The 14,340-nt window shown below is 40.0% G+C and carries 26 protein-coding genes; 12 read left to right on the top strand and 14 right to left on the bottom strand.

Annotated features, from left to right (window positions below; translation table 11 throughout):
• The 8 genes from PUW25_RS26115 (at window position 1) to tmk (ending at window position 3,652) form a co-directional block, all read left to right on the top strand.
• Window positions 1–345: a hypothetical protein gene (locus PUW25_RS26115; protein WP_047913154.1), complete on the top strand. Its 345-nt coding sequence runs from the start codon at window positions 1–3 to the stop codon at window positions 343–345.
• Complete coding sequence (locus tag PUW25_RS26110; protein WP_047913155.1) at window positions 345–797, top strand: hypothetical protein; 453 nt, start codon at window positions 345–347, stop codon at window positions 795–797. The genes PUW25_RS26115 and PUW25_RS26110 overlap by 1 nt, the downstream gene beginning before the upstream one ends.
• 82 nt (window positions 798–879) lie before the next feature.
• Window positions 880–1,875: an N-acetylmuramoyl-L-alanine amidase gene (locus tag PUW25_RS26105; RefSeq protein WP_052512216.1), complete on the top strand. Its 996-nt coding sequence runs from the start codon at window positions 880–882 to the stop codon at window positions 1,873–1,875.
• A 93-nt stretch (window positions 1,876–1,968) separates the two neighbouring features.
• A complete protein-coding gene (locus PUW25_RS26100; RefSeq protein ID WP_274338659.1) occupies window positions 1,969–2,268 on the top strand; it encodes a hypothetical protein in 300 nt (99 codons plus the stop codon).
• Window positions 2,269–2,288: 20 nt separating this feature from the next.
• Window positions 2,289–2,564, top strand: a complete 276-nt coding sequence (locus PUW25_RS26095; RefSeq protein WP_047913157.1) for a hypothetical protein — start codon at window positions 2,289–2,291, stop codon at window positions 2,562–2,564.
• A 54-nt stretch (window positions 2,565–2,618) separates the two neighbouring features.
• Window positions 2,619–2,834 carry a hypothetical protein gene (locus PUW25_RS26090; protein WP_047913158.1) on the top strand — a complete coding sequence of 72 codons (216 nt, stop codon included), beginning with the start codon at window positions 2,619–2,621 and terminating at the stop codon, window positions 2,832–2,834.
• Complete coding sequence (locus PUW25_RS26085) at window positions 2,798–3,028, top strand: hypothetical protein (protein ID WP_047913159.1); 231 nt, start codon at window positions 2,798–2,800, stop codon at window positions 3,026–3,028. Before PUW25_RS26090 ends, PUW25_RS26085 begins: the two co-directional genes overlap by 37 nt.
• A 6-nt stretch (window positions 3,029–3,034) precedes the next feature.
• Window positions 3,035–3,652: a dTMP kinase gene (tmk, locus tag PUW25_RS26080; RefSeq protein WP_052512218.1), complete on the top strand. Its 618-nt coding sequence runs from the start codon at window positions 3,035–3,037 to the stop codon at window positions 3,650–3,652.
• A 295-nt stretch (window positions 3,653–3,947) separates the two neighbouring features.
• Here the strand turns inward: tmk and PUW25_RS26075 are convergent, their stop codons facing one another.
• Genes PUW25_RS26075 through PUW25_RS26065 form a run of 3 tightly spaced genes read right to left on the bottom strand, consistent with a single transcriptional unit; the run spans window position 3,948 to window position 4,934 of the window.
• A complete protein-coding gene (locus PUW25_RS26075) occupies window positions 3,948–4,220 on the bottom strand; it encodes a hypothetical protein (RefSeq protein WP_047913160.1) in 273 nt (90 codons plus the stop codon).
• A complete protein-coding gene (locus tag PUW25_RS26070) occupies window positions 4,220–4,372 on the bottom strand; it encodes a hypothetical protein (protein WP_193746090.1) in 153 nt (50 codons plus the stop codon). The genes PUW25_RS26075 and PUW25_RS26070 overlap by 1 nt, the downstream gene beginning before the upstream one ends.
• Before the next feature lie 13 nt (window positions 4,373–4,385).
• Window positions 4,386–4,934: a hypothetical protein gene (locus PUW25_RS26065; protein ID WP_047913161.1), complete on the bottom strand. Its 549-nt coding sequence runs from the start codon at window positions 4,932–4,934 to the stop codon at window positions 4,386–4,388.
• Between the two features lie 320 nt (window positions 4,935–5,254).
• Here PUW25_RS26065 and PUW25_RS26060 point away from each other — a divergent pair, with 320 nt between their 5' ends.
• Complete coding sequence (locus PUW25_RS26060) at window positions 5,255–6,229, top strand: helix-turn-helix domain-containing protein (RefSeq protein WP_274338658.1); 975 nt, start codon at window positions 5,255–5,257, stop codon at window positions 6,227–6,229.
• Between the two features lie 499 nt (window positions 6,230–6,728).
• Here PUW25_RS26060 and PUW25_RS26055 read toward each other — a convergent pair whose 3' ends face one another.
• From PUW25_RS26055 to PUW25_RS26040, 4 genes are all read right to left on the bottom strand, one after another.
• Window positions 6,729–7,256: a hypothetical protein gene (locus PUW25_RS26055; RefSeq protein WP_274338657.1), complete on the bottom strand. Its 528-nt coding sequence runs from the start codon at window positions 7,254–7,256 to the stop codon at window positions 6,729–6,731.
• 114 nt (window positions 7,257–7,370) lie between these two features.
• Window positions 7,371–7,607 carry a hypothetical protein gene (locus PUW25_RS26050; protein ID WP_274338656.1) on the bottom strand — a complete coding sequence of 79 codons (237 nt, stop codon included), beginning with the start codon at window positions 7,605–7,607 and terminating at the stop codon, window positions 7,371–7,373.
• A gap of 28 nt (window positions 7,608–7,635) precedes the next feature.
• Window positions 7,636–7,896, bottom strand: coding sequence for a hypothetical protein (locus PUW25_RS26045; protein ID WP_274338655.1), 261 nt, complete (start codon window positions 7,894–7,896; stop codon window positions 7,636–7,638).
• A gap of 51 nt (window positions 7,897–7,947) precedes the next feature.
• Window positions 7,948–8,292: a hypothetical protein gene (locus tag PUW25_RS26040; protein ID WP_274338654.1), complete on the bottom strand. Its 345-nt coding sequence runs from the start codon at window positions 8,290–8,292 to the stop codon at window positions 7,948–7,950.
• A gap of 97 nt (window positions 8,293–8,389) precedes the next feature.
• Between PUW25_RS26040 and PUW25_RS26035 the strand changes: the two genes are divergently transcribed.
• Window positions 8,390–8,587, top strand: coding sequence for a carbon storage regulator (locus PUW25_RS26035; RefSeq protein WP_274338653.1), 198 nt, complete (start codon window positions 8,390–8,392; stop codon window positions 8,585–8,587).
• A 58-nt stretch (window positions 8,588–8,645) separates the two neighbouring features.
• Entirely contained in the window at window positions 8,646–9,689 is a 1,044-nt protein-coding gene (locus tag PUW25_RS26030) for a flagellin N-terminal helical domain-containing protein (protein ID WP_274338652.1), read from the top strand.
• A gap of 479 nt (window positions 9,690–10,168) precedes the next feature.
• Here the strand turns inward: PUW25_RS26030 and PUW25_RS26025 are convergent, their stop codons facing one another.
• Window positions 10,169–10,459, bottom strand: coding sequence for a hypothetical protein (locus PUW25_RS26025; RefSeq protein WP_274338651.1), 291 nt, complete (start codon window positions 10,457–10,459; stop codon window positions 10,169–10,171).
• Window positions 10,460–10,534: 75 nt separating this feature from the next.
• On the opposite strand from PUW25_RS26025, the gene PUW25_RS26020 reads away from it, so the two are divergent.
• Complete coding sequence (locus PUW25_RS26020) at window positions 10,535–10,726, top strand: hypothetical protein (RefSeq protein WP_274338650.1); 192 nt, start codon at window positions 10,535–10,537, stop codon at window positions 10,724–10,726.
• A 5-nt stretch (window positions 10,727–10,731) separates the two neighbouring features.
• Here PUW25_RS26020 and PUW25_RS26015 read toward each other — a convergent pair whose 3' ends face one another.
• From PUW25_RS26015 to PUW25_RS25990, 6 genes are all read right to left on the bottom strand, one after another.
• Entirely contained in the window at window positions 10,732–11,025 is a 294-nt protein-coding gene (locus PUW25_RS26015) for a hypothetical protein (protein WP_274338649.1), read from the bottom strand.
• Window positions 11,000–12,046 carry a phage lytic cycle repressor MrpR family protein gene (locus PUW25_RS26010; protein WP_274338648.1) on the bottom strand — a complete coding sequence of 349 codons (1,047 nt, stop codon included), beginning with the start codon at window positions 12,044–12,046 and terminating at the stop codon, window positions 11,000–11,002. The genes PUW25_RS26015 and PUW25_RS26010 overlap by 26 nt, the downstream gene beginning before the upstream one ends.
• Window positions 12,047–12,220: 174 nt before the next feature.
• Window positions 12,221–12,997, bottom strand: coding sequence for a hypothetical protein (locus PUW25_RS26005; RefSeq protein WP_274338647.1), 777 nt, complete (start codon window positions 12,995–12,997; stop codon window positions 12,221–12,223).
• 121 nt (window positions 12,998–13,118) lie between these two features.
• The gene (locus PUW25_RS26000) at window positions 13,119–13,451 is read right to left on the bottom strand and encodes a hypothetical protein (protein WP_274338646.1); all 333 of its coding nucleotides are present in this window, start codon (window positions 13,449–13,451) and stop codon (window positions 13,119–13,121) included.
• 18 nt (window positions 13,452–13,469) lie between these two features.
• Window positions 13,470–13,781, bottom strand: a complete 312-nt coding sequence (locus PUW25_RS25995) for a hypothetical protein (protein WP_274338645.1) — start codon at window positions 13,779–13,781, stop codon at window positions 13,470–13,472.
• Window positions 13,782–14,035: 254 nt separating this feature from the next.
• Window positions 14,036–14,263 carry a hypothetical protein gene (locus tag PUW25_RS25990; RefSeq protein ID WP_274338644.1) on the bottom strand — a complete coding sequence of 76 codons (228 nt, stop codon included), beginning with the start codon at window positions 14,261–14,263 and terminating at the stop codon, window positions 14,036–14,038.
• Window positions 14,264–14,340 lie beyond the last annotated feature (77 nt).

Below are 14,340 nucleotides of genomic sequence, written 5' to 3'. Positions count from 1 at the left end.
GTGAATCTCATGGAAGTCTATTTAGATCAAACTGTCGAGAGCTTTATGCTCTGGATAGTAAATAAAAGGAAGCAAACCGTATCTCTGACGGTGTCACGATTAGAGGAGTTTAGGCCCCATCCGGACTATTCAGATGTAACACAGGGCAAAGTCATTATTGAAGAGTGGGTCATGGAAGAACTTAAAGACGATCCATCTATGGATGGATGGGAAGATCGCATGCGTGTTTTGATGATGAAATTCATAGGCGGGGGAGAGCGGGCATATCAAATTGTCTATCATAGGCTTGGCCGGCAAATGGACGGTAGCTGGCTGCTCACATTCAATTGTAAGGAATACGAATAATGGAATTGATGAGCACTTATCTAAAAAGAGATCTGGATGTATATAAATGGCTATTCTCTATGAAGCTGAATGTTCCTGAAAGTGAAAAGCATTGGCATGAAGAAAACATGGCGCTTATTTATAATCCAATGACGGATGAAATTATTAAAGGCTATGCTACTTCTGTAAAGATCGAGAAACTTAATGATCACATATATTCAAATACGACTGGCTCGTTTGATATGCACTTGCGTCCTTCGAGTGCATTCACAACTTCAAGAGTAATCGCAAGCATACCTTTTACATTTAGCAATTTAAAAGATATGAGAAAATTTATAGAGTGGCAAGATAGAACCTCCATTGAAATACTTACTAAGCAGCATTTCATAAGAGGAATCATTGTTGGCACGCTCGTCTTTGATGGATCCATTTATACCGACCTTGAGGCAGTTCATATTGAGACAAAAGTATAATGACATGTCGAATTTATGATAAATAAGTAGTATAATCAAAAATGTAATGCATTACATTATAACTAAAAAGGAGTGAGGCTCAATGTTGAGCAAAAGCGAATTTATTGCAGCTGCCTTGAAACAATATGTGGTTGTCCTAGATGATGGCCACGGTATGCAGACAATTGGCAAGCGCACACCGATCTTCCCTGCAGGAAGCGGGATGAAGAGCGAAACGGGCAACTTCATGCATGAGAACGAATTTAATCGCGCTGTTGTGAAGTATGCAAAGGATCATCTGGAGCGCTGTGGTATCAAAGTTATTGAGTCAGCTGCAGGTGATGGCGATGTTCCGCTGGCTACACGTTCTTGGATTGCACGCAATGCTAAAGCAGATGTATTCGTAAGCGTTCATGCTAATGCTAATAATGGCAAATGGAATAGCGCTAAAGGGGTAGAGACTTATTATCAAACAGGCGCTGGATCTGACAGCATCAAGCTTGCAAATATCATGCAAAAGCATCTGTTGATGGGAACGAAACAATCCAGTCGTGGCGTTAAATCGAACAGCTATCAAGTTCTTCGTGAGACTCACGAGCATATGGCTTCCGTCCTAATCGAATGCGGCTTCATGGATAACCTCGAAGAAGCAAAGTTGCTCATTGATGATAACTACCGACGCGAAACCGGTAAAGAAGTAGCCCAAGCTATATGCGAATATCTTGGTGTTACATTTATTGAGAATACGGCAGTAGGTGGTATCTCTACTTCTAAGAAAGAAGAAGAGGCATCTAAATACCCACCAGCAACTGTTGTAGTAGAAAAAGAAAATGGGTCTCTTCGACCTCTCTCAACACCTGGATTTATTAACAAAGGCACTTCATATGTTCCGGTGAAAGCTGTATCTATTGTTGCCGGTAAGTCTGTTGGATTTGATAACAAAACAAAGAAAGCATCAATAAACGAAGTCGTACTTGATAATACGATTGTTGAAAATGGTGTGGCTTATGCGCCTTCCAGAGATGTTGCAGCTGCGATCGGCATGATTGCTCAGTGGAGCCAATCTATATCACAAGTTAAATTTGTTTTTGGTGAATAGCATGGCTATGACCACTGGCACGGCTATCCTTATTCCAGGGAAGAAGAAAGGCAGCCTAAAAAGAAAGTAGCAGGACACTGTGAGGTGAGCCTGATGAAGAAGGACTTTGTTCATTACGAGCCTAGGGACATTGTTGCTGTCGTTTGTCCATTGCATCCACTTGAAGGGATGATCGGTACGATCTATGAAGCTTCAAATGAGAAGATGAGATATCTCGTCCGATTTGATGATGGAATATCTGATAGCTTCTCTTGGAACCAGATTAAACATCACCGATCGGAGGATGACCTCGATGCATTGATCGACCTTTCATTGACCCTTGGTGAAGCAGGGGTGGATCTGTTTGAAGACTGGAGCACGGAGAAGATTCTTCGATTCCATAGGCCAAATTAGCACAGGGGGAGATACAGGGGATGGATACACGCGATTCAAGGGAGCTTACACGTTTTGCCTTTGGTGAGCCGGAAAATACTCAGGACGAATATAACGAATGGGGCTATCCAAAGGAAATCGATGAAATGTTGGTTGCCGAGACCAGGGAAGAAAGGCGATCAATTGCAAAAGCATGGCGCAAGTTTAATGGCATTGAAGATGTTGAGAATCGTCGTGCAGCTGAGAAGAAGAAAAAAGATAAGAGCAAGAAGCAGTCTGCTCATGCTAAAGCATCAAGAAAGAAAAATAGAAAGTAACCTCTGAGAGAGGTTGCTGTCATCTGCCCAGCCGCTGAAGAAGGAGTTATCAGTATGGAGATTAGCAAAACGTTGATCAATCGCATTCGAATTTTAATCATGGTTGGCATATTTATTGCCGTTTACCACTTCATCGATCCGATGTGGGCTTTCGGTTTTGCCTTATATTGCATCTTGGTAGATATTGCCGATCTGAATGAAGACATGGATGAGTTAACGGAGGAAAGAAAAACATGGAAGAGTTTCTTAACCAATCGAAAGGGTTTCTAGGAATCCTGCAAAGCATGCTTACGGACAAAGAAAAGGAAAACTCAGCTGAAGCAGCTGACTTGATGTTCGAAGAGATCCGTAAGATATCAGAAGACAAAGAATTAAACATTAGGGAAATGATGAATGCTGCACTCGCTGTCCAGGCAGAAATACTGCAGCTCGTTATAGAAAAGACAGAAGAGATGAAAGGGTAGAGTGATATGAAGAAAATGTTCATCATAGCCCTTGAGGGACTTGATAAGAGTGGGAAAGCCACTCAAGCAAAGCTGCTTACTGAAGCATTGCGGGAGAAAGGTCTCAAGGTAGAGCAGAGTGAGTTTCATCGGTATGATACGCCAACCGGAGAGCTCATCGCAAAATGGCTTCGTAAGGAATACCCTGTTAGCCAAGCTACTATCGAGCTGATCATGGCAGCCGATAAGCATGCTCAACAAGAATACTTCAATGAACTAGAAGCTGCCGGTGTAGATGTACTAATCCTAGATCGCTATACTCTAAGTCAATTTGTTTATGGCATAGTGAATGAAATGCCATATGATTGGTGCGAAAAGCTTCAGGAGCTTTTACGTAAGCCAGATATGGATATTGTTATTGAAATTCCACCAGAGCTCAGCATGGAGCGAAAAGGAAAGCATAATGGCGGTGTTAATGATCGTTATGAATCTGATCTTAATTTGCTTCATCAAGTTAGCTTTGCCTATCGAATCTTCAGAAGAAAAGATCATCCAATTATAGATGGAAATGCGCCGATCGAGGATGTTCATGAAGAAATTAAGAAGGAAGTCATCGCAAGACTTAAAGACGAGGACATCCTATAATACTAAGCCACCAGCAATGGTGGTTTTTTTCTTCCGCCGATAGGCGGCAAAGGGAGAGGGGCAGCTAAAAAAGGTTTGACGCCGAGAGGTAGAATGTGGCATGATTGCTTCTTTTAACATTGGATGTCTTTCTATTATGAATTTTTCATACACTGAAATAATTATATGTATTGTAATGCATTACATTTCATTATATACTAGCTATAGGAACAAATGACCTTTTTTCCTGCTCCTTGATTTTTCTCTCTTTGACTTATTTTCCCTATAAAAAAGCCTGCCGTGTTGGCAGGTTTTTTTAGTGCAGATTAAATTTCATATTTCGTATTTCAGATGATATATTTTTGCAAGCCTCTGCTATTGACCTAGTGATAATAGAAGATGAGTGCACTTTTACGGTAGCCTTTAACTTGTCACCATCAAGATAAGGCAGAATTATTCTTCCTATTACATTGTACTGATCGTCTCGCAAATTCGTGTCAGTCTGTAGTCGTTCAATGATGATTTGCTTTTGCAAATCTGTGTGATCGGTTAAGTCAGCAATCTCCATTTGAACTACCATATCATTCATTAACGATTTTCCTCCTTGGCTTCTTCGTCAGAGTACCAATCAGATTCAATGCCTTCTTCTTTAAGATTGCTAATAAAAGTATCTCGCTCTGAAGGAGTTTTGAATCCTCTATCTTGGACTTGATCATTTTCAACCCAGGTTACAATGTACATGCAGCTCAATCCCCTATCTTGATGTATTGACGTGCTTCCAAATAAAAGTGGTGGCATCTTCCGCTGGAATAGACCATTCGCTCTTGATCTTCCGCCCATGAAGCCTCTTGGTATTTATGGCTTTTACTATACCAGCCGGTGTAAGGCCAGTCATAAGCGCCAATTGTTTTGCTGTGATCGGTTCGCCAGCATCTAGTGTAATTCTTATGTAGGTGCATCTTACAAACCTTCCGATCAAGGTTTTTTCCCACTTTAGCCAGTCGATAGTAAAGAATGTTTCATTCAGAAAGTTGTTCTCCCAAATTAGAGAGCAGATACTTTCTAGCATGCTTACTATGTCTTGCGGCATTTCTCTTTGACCGATCATATAGAGATAGATCTCTCGTATTTGTGCTGCAAGAGGATAAGGATATTGAACACCCTCTACAGTAACCGGCGTGGGCATTAAATGCAGCCCAGGGCAATACAGATTCAATTTTGCATGGAGCGCCTGGAACTTTTGGTCGATCTCTACGATCATCTCTCCGTAGTATTTTTCGTCTAAGCCTTTGACATATTTCATAATGACCACCCAACATCCATTTGTTGGGTTTAGTATATTATACCAAACTTTTAGTGTCAAGTCGTTGTCAAATCATACCTTGGTGATAAAAGTACTGGGGGAGTTTCCAAAGTCTAAGAATGTATGTTAATATCAATAAAAGGAAAAAGCCACCCGTGGTCAGGTGGCTTAAAGGTTCCTGCTATACCTAGACTTTAGTGTCATGGCTCCTTGAAAATTGAGAGAATCATCAGAGAGATATAGAGGAATATGATTTTTACGTTAGGTCTAGTATATCGGAGCCTCCTATTCCTGTCAATTACTTGAGGAGGTCTTTGAAGATGGGCGACAGCACGAATGACATACATTATTTCCGCTATGAAAAGACGGGAAATAAGGTGCCGCGAAAAAGAAAAGTTAACGGGGAGAGCATTGAGGAAATGGTCGAGGAGACGAGGAAGATCTATTACACTGAAAAAGATGTCACTAGTTATTCGCTCGAGAACTTGGGTCTTTCACTGCCTTACACACCAGGCAACAAAACCACCGTTCACAATTATCTGATTAAATTTTGGCAATACTTTCTTGGGCCAGAAGCTACCATGACCTACATAAATTATCTGAGCCTTTCATTCAACGAATCAATCCCTCATATGTCACAAGAACACATGGCAGAAATGATGGGGATCAGTCGTGTTACACTGATTAAATACCTAAGTAAACTTGAAGACTACGGTTTTGTTATGCGGTTCTGGGCAGAGAGTAAAAAGAAAAAGGGAATGAATGATAGCACTCGAGTGAAAGTAAGACAGACCGTTCCTTTCTTAAGTGAGGCAGAGCTGAAGCAGCTGCCTGAGTGGCTACTCCTTCAACATAATCGCTTTATGGAAAAACTTTTTGAGTCTAACGAGGTTATGCTCCCAGAGAATAATGATCATGAAGACGAGATTAAGAAGCTGCATGAGAAGGGGAGAGCTAGAACACCTGGATCAATTGAAGTCACCGCTCCGTTGGAAGTAAGGATCAACAAAAAACGTGAAGAGCTGTTCCTGAATCGAACACCTCAAGACATTCACTTATGGAGTGAGATCGAAGATATCTTGAAACGATCTATAAGCGCCGTTACATTTGGCACATGGTTTAAAGAGACTTTTGGGTTCTTCGAAGATAACAAACTGGTGGTGCTTGCGCCTGCGCCATTCGCTGCAGAATGGATTGATAATTATCATTCGAAGCAAATTCTTAACATCTTTAGAGATTTGACCAACAATAATGATGCAATTATTTGTGTTACTACAGCAGAAAAATTTTTGTAAAAAGAGAGCAGAGGGAGACATCCTTCTGCTTTTTTTATTGAAAAGTTATCCACAGATTTTGTGGTTATCTCTTACGTTAAAATTTTTAACGTAACGAATTTGAGAGTTGAAGCTCATTACGTTAAAAATTTTAACGTAGTAGATCGATCTGTGGATAACCCTTATGTTAAAATTTTTAACGTAACGATTTTAGGCAAAAACATTACGTTAAAAATTTTAACGAAAGGCTATTACGTTAAAAATTTTAAAGAGGGGGGTTAAAAAATTTAACGCAAAGAAGTACTTTCTTTAATAAAATCTTTTCTCCACCATATATAAATAATAGGCAGAGCTGTGGATAAGTGAATCGACAAAAGACTTGTGTTCGTCCTAGCAAATAGGGTATAAAAAGAGTAGAAACTATCAAACGGAGGCGGTAAAAATGAGAGGGAAGAAGGTAGATAAAAATCGAAAAACAAAGAAGCGGACAACTGAAAACATCCAATCATCCGCTTAGATATTATAATTTTTGCTTATGGCGTTTTGAGCGCAGCTTCTTCGCATGATTCGATTCCCATTCTTCAAAGCATGCATCACTACATAAAGGCACATTCCAGCTAGAGTCGATAATATAGGTCATCTTGGTACAATTTATGCAGGGTATTAATTCTTTAGCACGTTTCTTCTCACAAACAGAAAAACGGTATGCTTCAAAAATTTGAAGACCCAAATATTCTTTTTCGCATTCGAGCAAAGGAACGTTGAGAACAACTTCTTCGGCAGAAGGCACCCACTCCTTAAATACAGGAGTAAGAGCATCAGCGATTTGGCCAGGATCTAGGCAAATAATTAAATGATGAGTAAGATTGCCTAGCATGGTTACATAACGCTTCATATTATCGGTTAGATCAAGCGCGCTTAGCGAAAGAAAGATCATCCTTTTATGGTACTCGACAGGAAATAAATTACGTACAGCTTCAATGTGGGTATCGCTATTTACAATAAATCCAACAATTAACGCAGGTCGCTGTCTAAGCAGGCCAATCATGTCCTCACCTCGTGATGAATGTAAAAGAATATATTACCCCATGATTCCAATAATGAAACATCAAAATCGGAGACAGCGCCTAAGCATACAAGCGTTCCTCGTTGCTATACTATACTACAGATCATAACGTCTTGTAAGATATTCTTTTGCAGCTCTCAAACCGCGCTTATCAGCAGATGTTTCCGCCCACTCATGAATAATCTCTCTAGTGGTCTTATTAAAGACAAGAATAAGATGGTGGTAATGAAAAAGCCATAGACTATTTCCTGGCGCATCGACGATTTGCCATTTCTTTTTGAGCGGTGACATATTATCAAAATACCGGTCAAAGCATTCTTCAATCTGTTTCAATTTTCTTTACACTCCTGCAATACGATGTTCAGTCTTTCTTGAAAGCATAAATAATAAAACCTGGCCAAGCCAGACAGATCGTAACGAACATCAAGAATACAGTACGCATGTCTCCGCCAAATTCTCTTGATGCTTTATCCCACGATCCTTGCAGCTGCTCTCTTTCCAGCTCCTCTTCAAAATCATCAGGCTCATTTCTTTGGGTGTACCAACTAAAGCCGTATAGAGACATTAAAAATAGAAAAGCGATAATGGAACCTATCGCCAGATAGATAGATATTATTTTCATTTAGCAAAATCACCTCGATGTTCTAATTAAATTATACCAATAAATAGATAATTAATACATACTAACCATCACCTGATTCATTGTATTTTCGGGATTCTCTAAGACCGCCACAAGCTCCATATCAGCCTCTCCATAGGCGAATAAACTATTTATATTCCATAGGTTATATTCAAGTGGTAGATCGTTTGCTAGGGGCAGTTTGAAGCCTTCAGAATCCTCGCTAAATGTAATGCGTTTATCTTGATAATGGATAATTTCTTGGATGTCTCCGGAATATTGTTCCTCTAAGATTTCGCCAAGATATTCCTCGACCAGCATTTTTTCGCTATACGTTAACTCACGAGGATCAAATTTATTAAGATTAAAAACGTTGAGTAGAGTAGGGTTATATTTCATATTTATCAGCTCCAATAAAATTTTTTTAAAATGGTATAAACTATTTCCGGATCCCGCCGATAAAATAACTATCACAATAGGGAAGTTGGTAGTCGGCATGGGAAAATTAACAGTCAACAGAAGAGCGGGTGAGTCGATCATTATCGGCAATTCCATACATATTAAAGTGAAGGTCGATGATTACGGCAATCCAAAGTTAGAAATAACTGCTCCGAATGACGTTAAGATACTCAGGGAAGAGATCTTGTCAGACGAACAAAAAGAGCTCTGCAGACAAAATGGACTGCCGCTCTAAATCTTAACGCAAGGAGAAAGGACTCTCCTTGACGTAACTACATGGAGGTAGGTTAAAAATGATTATCAATCACAACATTGCGGCGATTAACACTCAACGCAGCCTGGGCGCAGCTAACTCTGCACAAGGAAAAAACATGGAGAAATTGTCTTCCGGTCTTCGCATCAACCGTGCTGGTGATGACGCAGCGGGTCTTGCAATCTCCGAAAAAATGCGTGGACAAATCCGCGGTCTTGAGCAAGCTTCTCGTAACGCTCAAGATGGTATCTCACTGATCCAGACAGCTGAAGGTGCATTGAATGAATCTCATTCTATCCTGCAACGTATGCGTGAGCTGGCAGTTCAATCAGCATCTGACACAAACACGGATTCCGACCGCGCAGAGCTTCAAAAAGAAGTAAACCAATTAGCTGAAGAATTGACTCGTATCTCTACAGACACTGAGTTCAATACGAAAAAGCTGATCAATGGTTCTGCTGAAAATGTTACATTCCAAATCGGAGCAAATGCAGGTCAAAGCATTAGTCTTTCAATTAGTGACATGGGCGCTGAAGCGCTGAAAGTAAGCACAGAGTACACATCTGATAACGATGGCACTACTGCAACTTTGACTGCCGGAACAACTACACTTACTTTTAAAGAAGCAGTTAATGTCGGAGACGACATTGACGATGGCAGTGGTAATGGTACAACTAGAAAGGCAACCGAAGATGATGTTGTTGTAGCTGGTTACTACGATGGCGACAAAATGGTTGTCAAAGTTGACGAAGCATATGCTGATGAAGCAAAAGTAAACGCTGGTATCAACATTTCTAACCAAGAAGACGCTGATACAGCAATCACTACAATTAACGCAGCGATCGAGAGCGTATCTGCTGAGCGTTCTAAATTGGGTTCCGTACAAAACCGTTTGGAGCACACAGTAAATAACCTGGGTACAACAGCAGAGAACCTGACAGCATCTGAATCCCGTATTCGTGACGTTGACATGGCGAAAGAAATGGTTGAGCAAACTAAGAACTCGATTCTTTCCCAAGCAGCTCAAGCAATGTTGGCTCAAGCAAACCAACAACCACAAGCAGTTCTTCAATTGCTTCGTTAATATTAAAAGCAAAAACAAGGCCGTCCTGTATAGGGCGGCTTTTATGTATGAAAAACATTTTATTGGTGATAATAATCATTGGTTCATTGGGTCCAGGAAACCGCCAATAGGCGGCTTTTTGGTTTACATAAAGTATTTTATGTTAGACATGTGCACAAAATCTGAATTTTGACTAAATGTCTGAGGATGAGAAATCGGCCCTCTTAGGCCCAGTATAATACTAGTATGACTAATGCAATGATGAAAAAACCTAATGCAATAATACTGAATACGATCTTAGCATCTTCCTTCAAGTGTGTTTCCTCCAAGAACTATTATGAAGATAGTATTACCAAAAAAACCGCCGAGTAAACTTGAGCTAGTTTACCGGCGGCCTAGGCAGCTTCTGGTAGGTAACTTTATGTCACTCTCCAGTCTGGTGGGTAACTTTATGTCAATTCTCTAGCCGAGTAGGCAACTTTATGTCATTGCAAAGCAACCTATGCACCTTTGGCTACGGAAGACTTTGCAAGCATTTCACGCTCCACTTTTCGTTCTTTATGCTCCTTCTCGGCTTGATCGTATATCTTTTTCATGGTTTTTGGACCTACGCCTGGGGCATTTTGAACGGCTGAGGACCATGCTTCATTTGCAGCATCTGCCCCCACTTTGATACCATTCAGAAAAGATGTCTGAATTTCCTTCTGCGAAGCACTGTCTTTAAGACCAGCTTCAAACCCTGCCTTATATCCTTCTAGTCTTGCTGCCTCTAACTTTTTCTGCATGCTCATTTATTATCTTCCTCCTGCTGTAATTCAAGAATTGCATTATATTACATATGTTATACTTGTATCGAGGTGGTTTGTATGAATAAGCCGTTGCCACAATTTGACTCACTGGACGAAGCTGTAAAGTATTATGAAAAATATGGTGAGCTTATATATTTTGGTCGATCCGGTCTCAACTATGAATACTGCGTGTACAATTACAGAGTTCGTGATGGCCGGCTACTGCGAATGAACATATATAATGATGGCCGTGTTGAATTAAGAGAATAATCCAATCACAAATAATTTAACCCCTGCTTTAGATATATGCGAATCGAATTATGAAAAACGATAGCACAGTAAACTGCATCGCCGTTAATCTTTCCTTCACATACAACCTTAGCAACAATCTCTTTGCCAAGACCTGTTGTGGTATAAGTATAGCCCCCATACTTATGAGTAAACTGTCTTGGAACATTAGCATTTAGCCATCTTTTTATCGTGTGATAATCTAGGGTACACTTGAATCGATTTGATATAACCTGAACCTTGGGATAAAGATTATCAAAATATCTTTGCATCAACTCCATAGTCTTCTTCTCCTTCGTCTCCAGAGAGATATTCCTTTATGATCGTTTCTTCGGTTAAAAATTCTCTTCGAATAAAGAAGTTGTCATATTTGGAATCAGTTACTTTACTGATAGCATAGAAATCTGAAATTCTCTTTATGGACTCAAGACTCAACGCCCCATGCTTTTGATATTCACAATAAGCCATATAAAGCATCCCACTATATCTTAACGAAATAGGGGAAGTTAGTTGCGGCTCTTCGTTGATTTTTGATATATCTACAAGTCTATTTCTTAAAACATGATAAGAAGCAGTAGAACTGTCTCCACGAATCATAGGCCTAAATACATGGTTATTTTTTGCTAAGAAACCGATAGGGTTTTTAGCAACAGACTTTCCGTTTCCCTTTAGATAATGAGTTTGCTCATGGGCTTTAAGAAGGTGGTCGATCAATTTTTTTTGTTCATCTGAGATGAGTTCAATAACTCTCTCTGAATCATCGTCCTTAAGAGTCAATTTATAGTTATGCTGATCAATATCATACAACGTAAGATTCCTTAGTTCTGCCATCCCATTTCCACATATACCATGAAACATTGCCCAAATGAGAGCCTTATCCTGCGCATTCACAGCGCTATCTGCAAACTTTTGCACTTCAGCATGTGTAAAATATACTCTTACTCGTTTGTTCTTGTATCGCTGGGCCAATTCCTTCGTAGTGAATACGTCCAGTGGGCTTAAAGGCACCTTTCTGTACTTGTTCTGTATCGCCCAATCAATGTAACTTCTTATGATGCTAATGCTGCTTATTGCGGAGTTTAATGTTGTATGATTCATCTTGATTAAGAGTTTTTCTATATATTCGAATGTAAAATCATACAGATCCGTCTTAAATCTTTTTTCTAATCCAGATGCGCGTAGAAAAACTCGCTTATATGTAACTAATGTATTTTCAGAACAACCATTCTTTTTCATTAACTCTAGGAACTTTAATTTCACATCCTCGTTATACAATGAGTCATTATATACCTTATTTGACATAGGAATCCCCCATATGATGATATACATGGGAAAAGCCGCACAAAGGCGGCCCTCACCATGATAATACCTGTCAGTATTTTGATGCATTTTTAATTATACCATATTTTAGTGCAATATAAATATAAAAAAGCCGCCCGATCGGACGGCTTCCTTGGAGGGAGTTTCTTTATCATTTTATTCTACAGTGTCAGCTACTAGACCAGGCAGGGTGATCTCCCAACCTGCCTGTGATGTGTACGAATAAGCCCCGTAGATCTCACCATAGACCGTTACAACATCACCATCAACAAAGTCAGTTAATCCCTCGTATTCAATGAAGATGAGGTCGTTGTAGTTATATCCCCATTCATCCTGAGTTACAGCAAGTCTGATATTAGTAAACTCGCCGCTCTCTAATATTTGAACAATTTCGCCGGTGTATGTAACATACTCCCCTGCGTAACGGTCAGGATTCTTTGAAAGATGCGGATATTCAATTGTTTGAGCATTTGCTTTCTTATCAGCCTCTGCTTGAGCCGCCGCCTCAGCTGCAGCCTTAGCTTCCGCTTCTGCTTTAGCCTTTGCTTCAGCTTCTTCCTTTGCTTTAGCTTCTGCTTCAGCCTTTGCCTTTTCCTCAGCTTCAGCTTTCGCTTTAGCCTCTTCCTCTGCTTTAGCCTTCGCAGCTGCCTCTGCTTCTTCCTTTATGGCCGCTTCTTCTTCAGGTGAAAGCTTTACTGTTTCAGCCTTTGGTTGCTCAACAGCAGGAGCAGGATCAGCGGTTGTAGTCGTGCCAGAAGTCACGCTACCAAACATAATAAAAGATGCGATCATTACGACGAAAGATCCACCCGCATACATTAGCTTCCGCTTAGCTTTGCCATCTTTCTTAATCTTAGAAACCACTGATAAAACTAAAAATGCGACCATAGCAATGAGTGAAACAAACAATAAAATAGCACTAAAGTCTTCCATCTTTCTTCCTCCTCTTAATTTTCCGCTTTTCATTATAGCAGGTATTTTGAACTAATGTTACTAATATTTTCATAGTAACACGTAAAATATGGGAAAAAGAAAAGCCGCCATATTAGGCGACTTAACCATTTCTTCGAATATCAACTGCTTGTAAAAACACTTTGTAATTCTTATCATCCCATGTGTTAATGGCATCTGTTAGATTAAGCTCAGTATGTCCGCCCCCGAAGAGGTGCATGCCGAGATCAATGAGCAGTCGTCCTCCTCTTGAGAATGACTTCTCAGTCCAATCATCGAAAATATCTGGCCAATCTTGCTCAGATGCGGCAAGATAAATTTCAGGATGAGCTACGATATAGCAGCCTAATTTATATTCCGCATCCTTTAATGCTGTAGGATACCTCTTGAGCATTTCTTTGTAATTAGTTTCATGAGATTCACTATAGAAATACATTTGCAAATTCCTCTCTTATTATGAATAAGTGCTAAAGCCTCCAGTTTCTACCCATTTGCCATTTCTATACTGATATCCATCTATGTATCCTGGCTTTCGTACAGAAACGTATTGGCCTTCCTGTGGGCTCTGGACATCATCTAAAGTGTAATAATAATCCCTTTCATTAAAGTAGGCAAGGGCATCGTACCACCACGAAGGGATCTGCTCATAAACATCAGCAGATTTGTGTATATCTTCAGCTGAGCAATCTGGCCAAACACCTTTTGCCCGCATGTGTCGGGCTATGTCTTGACACATTTCCAAAATAAAAGGTGATTTTGGAACCATTTTGATATTCCCTCCTTACAAAGCAAAAACCCATCATAAAAGATGGGTTATATGCTGATGTCAAATCATGATCCTCAGCTCGTATGTCGAACAGCCTATAGCGAAACTGTTGACTCAACCGATCTGAGACATCCATAAACATCAATTGTCAAAAACAATATGGCGTATTGTGATGACAAGTTTGAAGCGCTAGGCATACACTCCAATACTAGGGATATTTTATCATGATAAGGAAGGCATATCAAATGAATTGGTTATATATAGGATTTAAAAATCCTCAGCTGCTCTCTTCCTCCGCGGGTAAGCAATGTGCAACCATCTCGTAGGAGTTCATTAGCCTTTCTAGCCATAGCTTTCTGATTATCAAATCCAAAAATAATATGATCTCTTCCTGGCGGATCGAAATAACGCTTCTGGGTATCGTCTGCACGAACCTCACTACTACCTTCTCTTGTAAATAGGATGTATCTCTTATCACTCAACTACAAAACCTCCTTATATGTAATGCATTCCAATATGAAATAAAAAAGAGCCGAACAATAAACGATCAGCTCTTTTT

This window comes from Paenibacillus urinalis (assembly GCF_028747985.1).
Taxonomy (GTDB): Bacteria; Bacillota; Bacilli; order Paenibacillales; family Paenibacillaceae; genus Paenibacillus; species Paenibacillus urinalis.
This window is presented reverse-complemented; position numbering and strand designations above follow the sequence as displayed.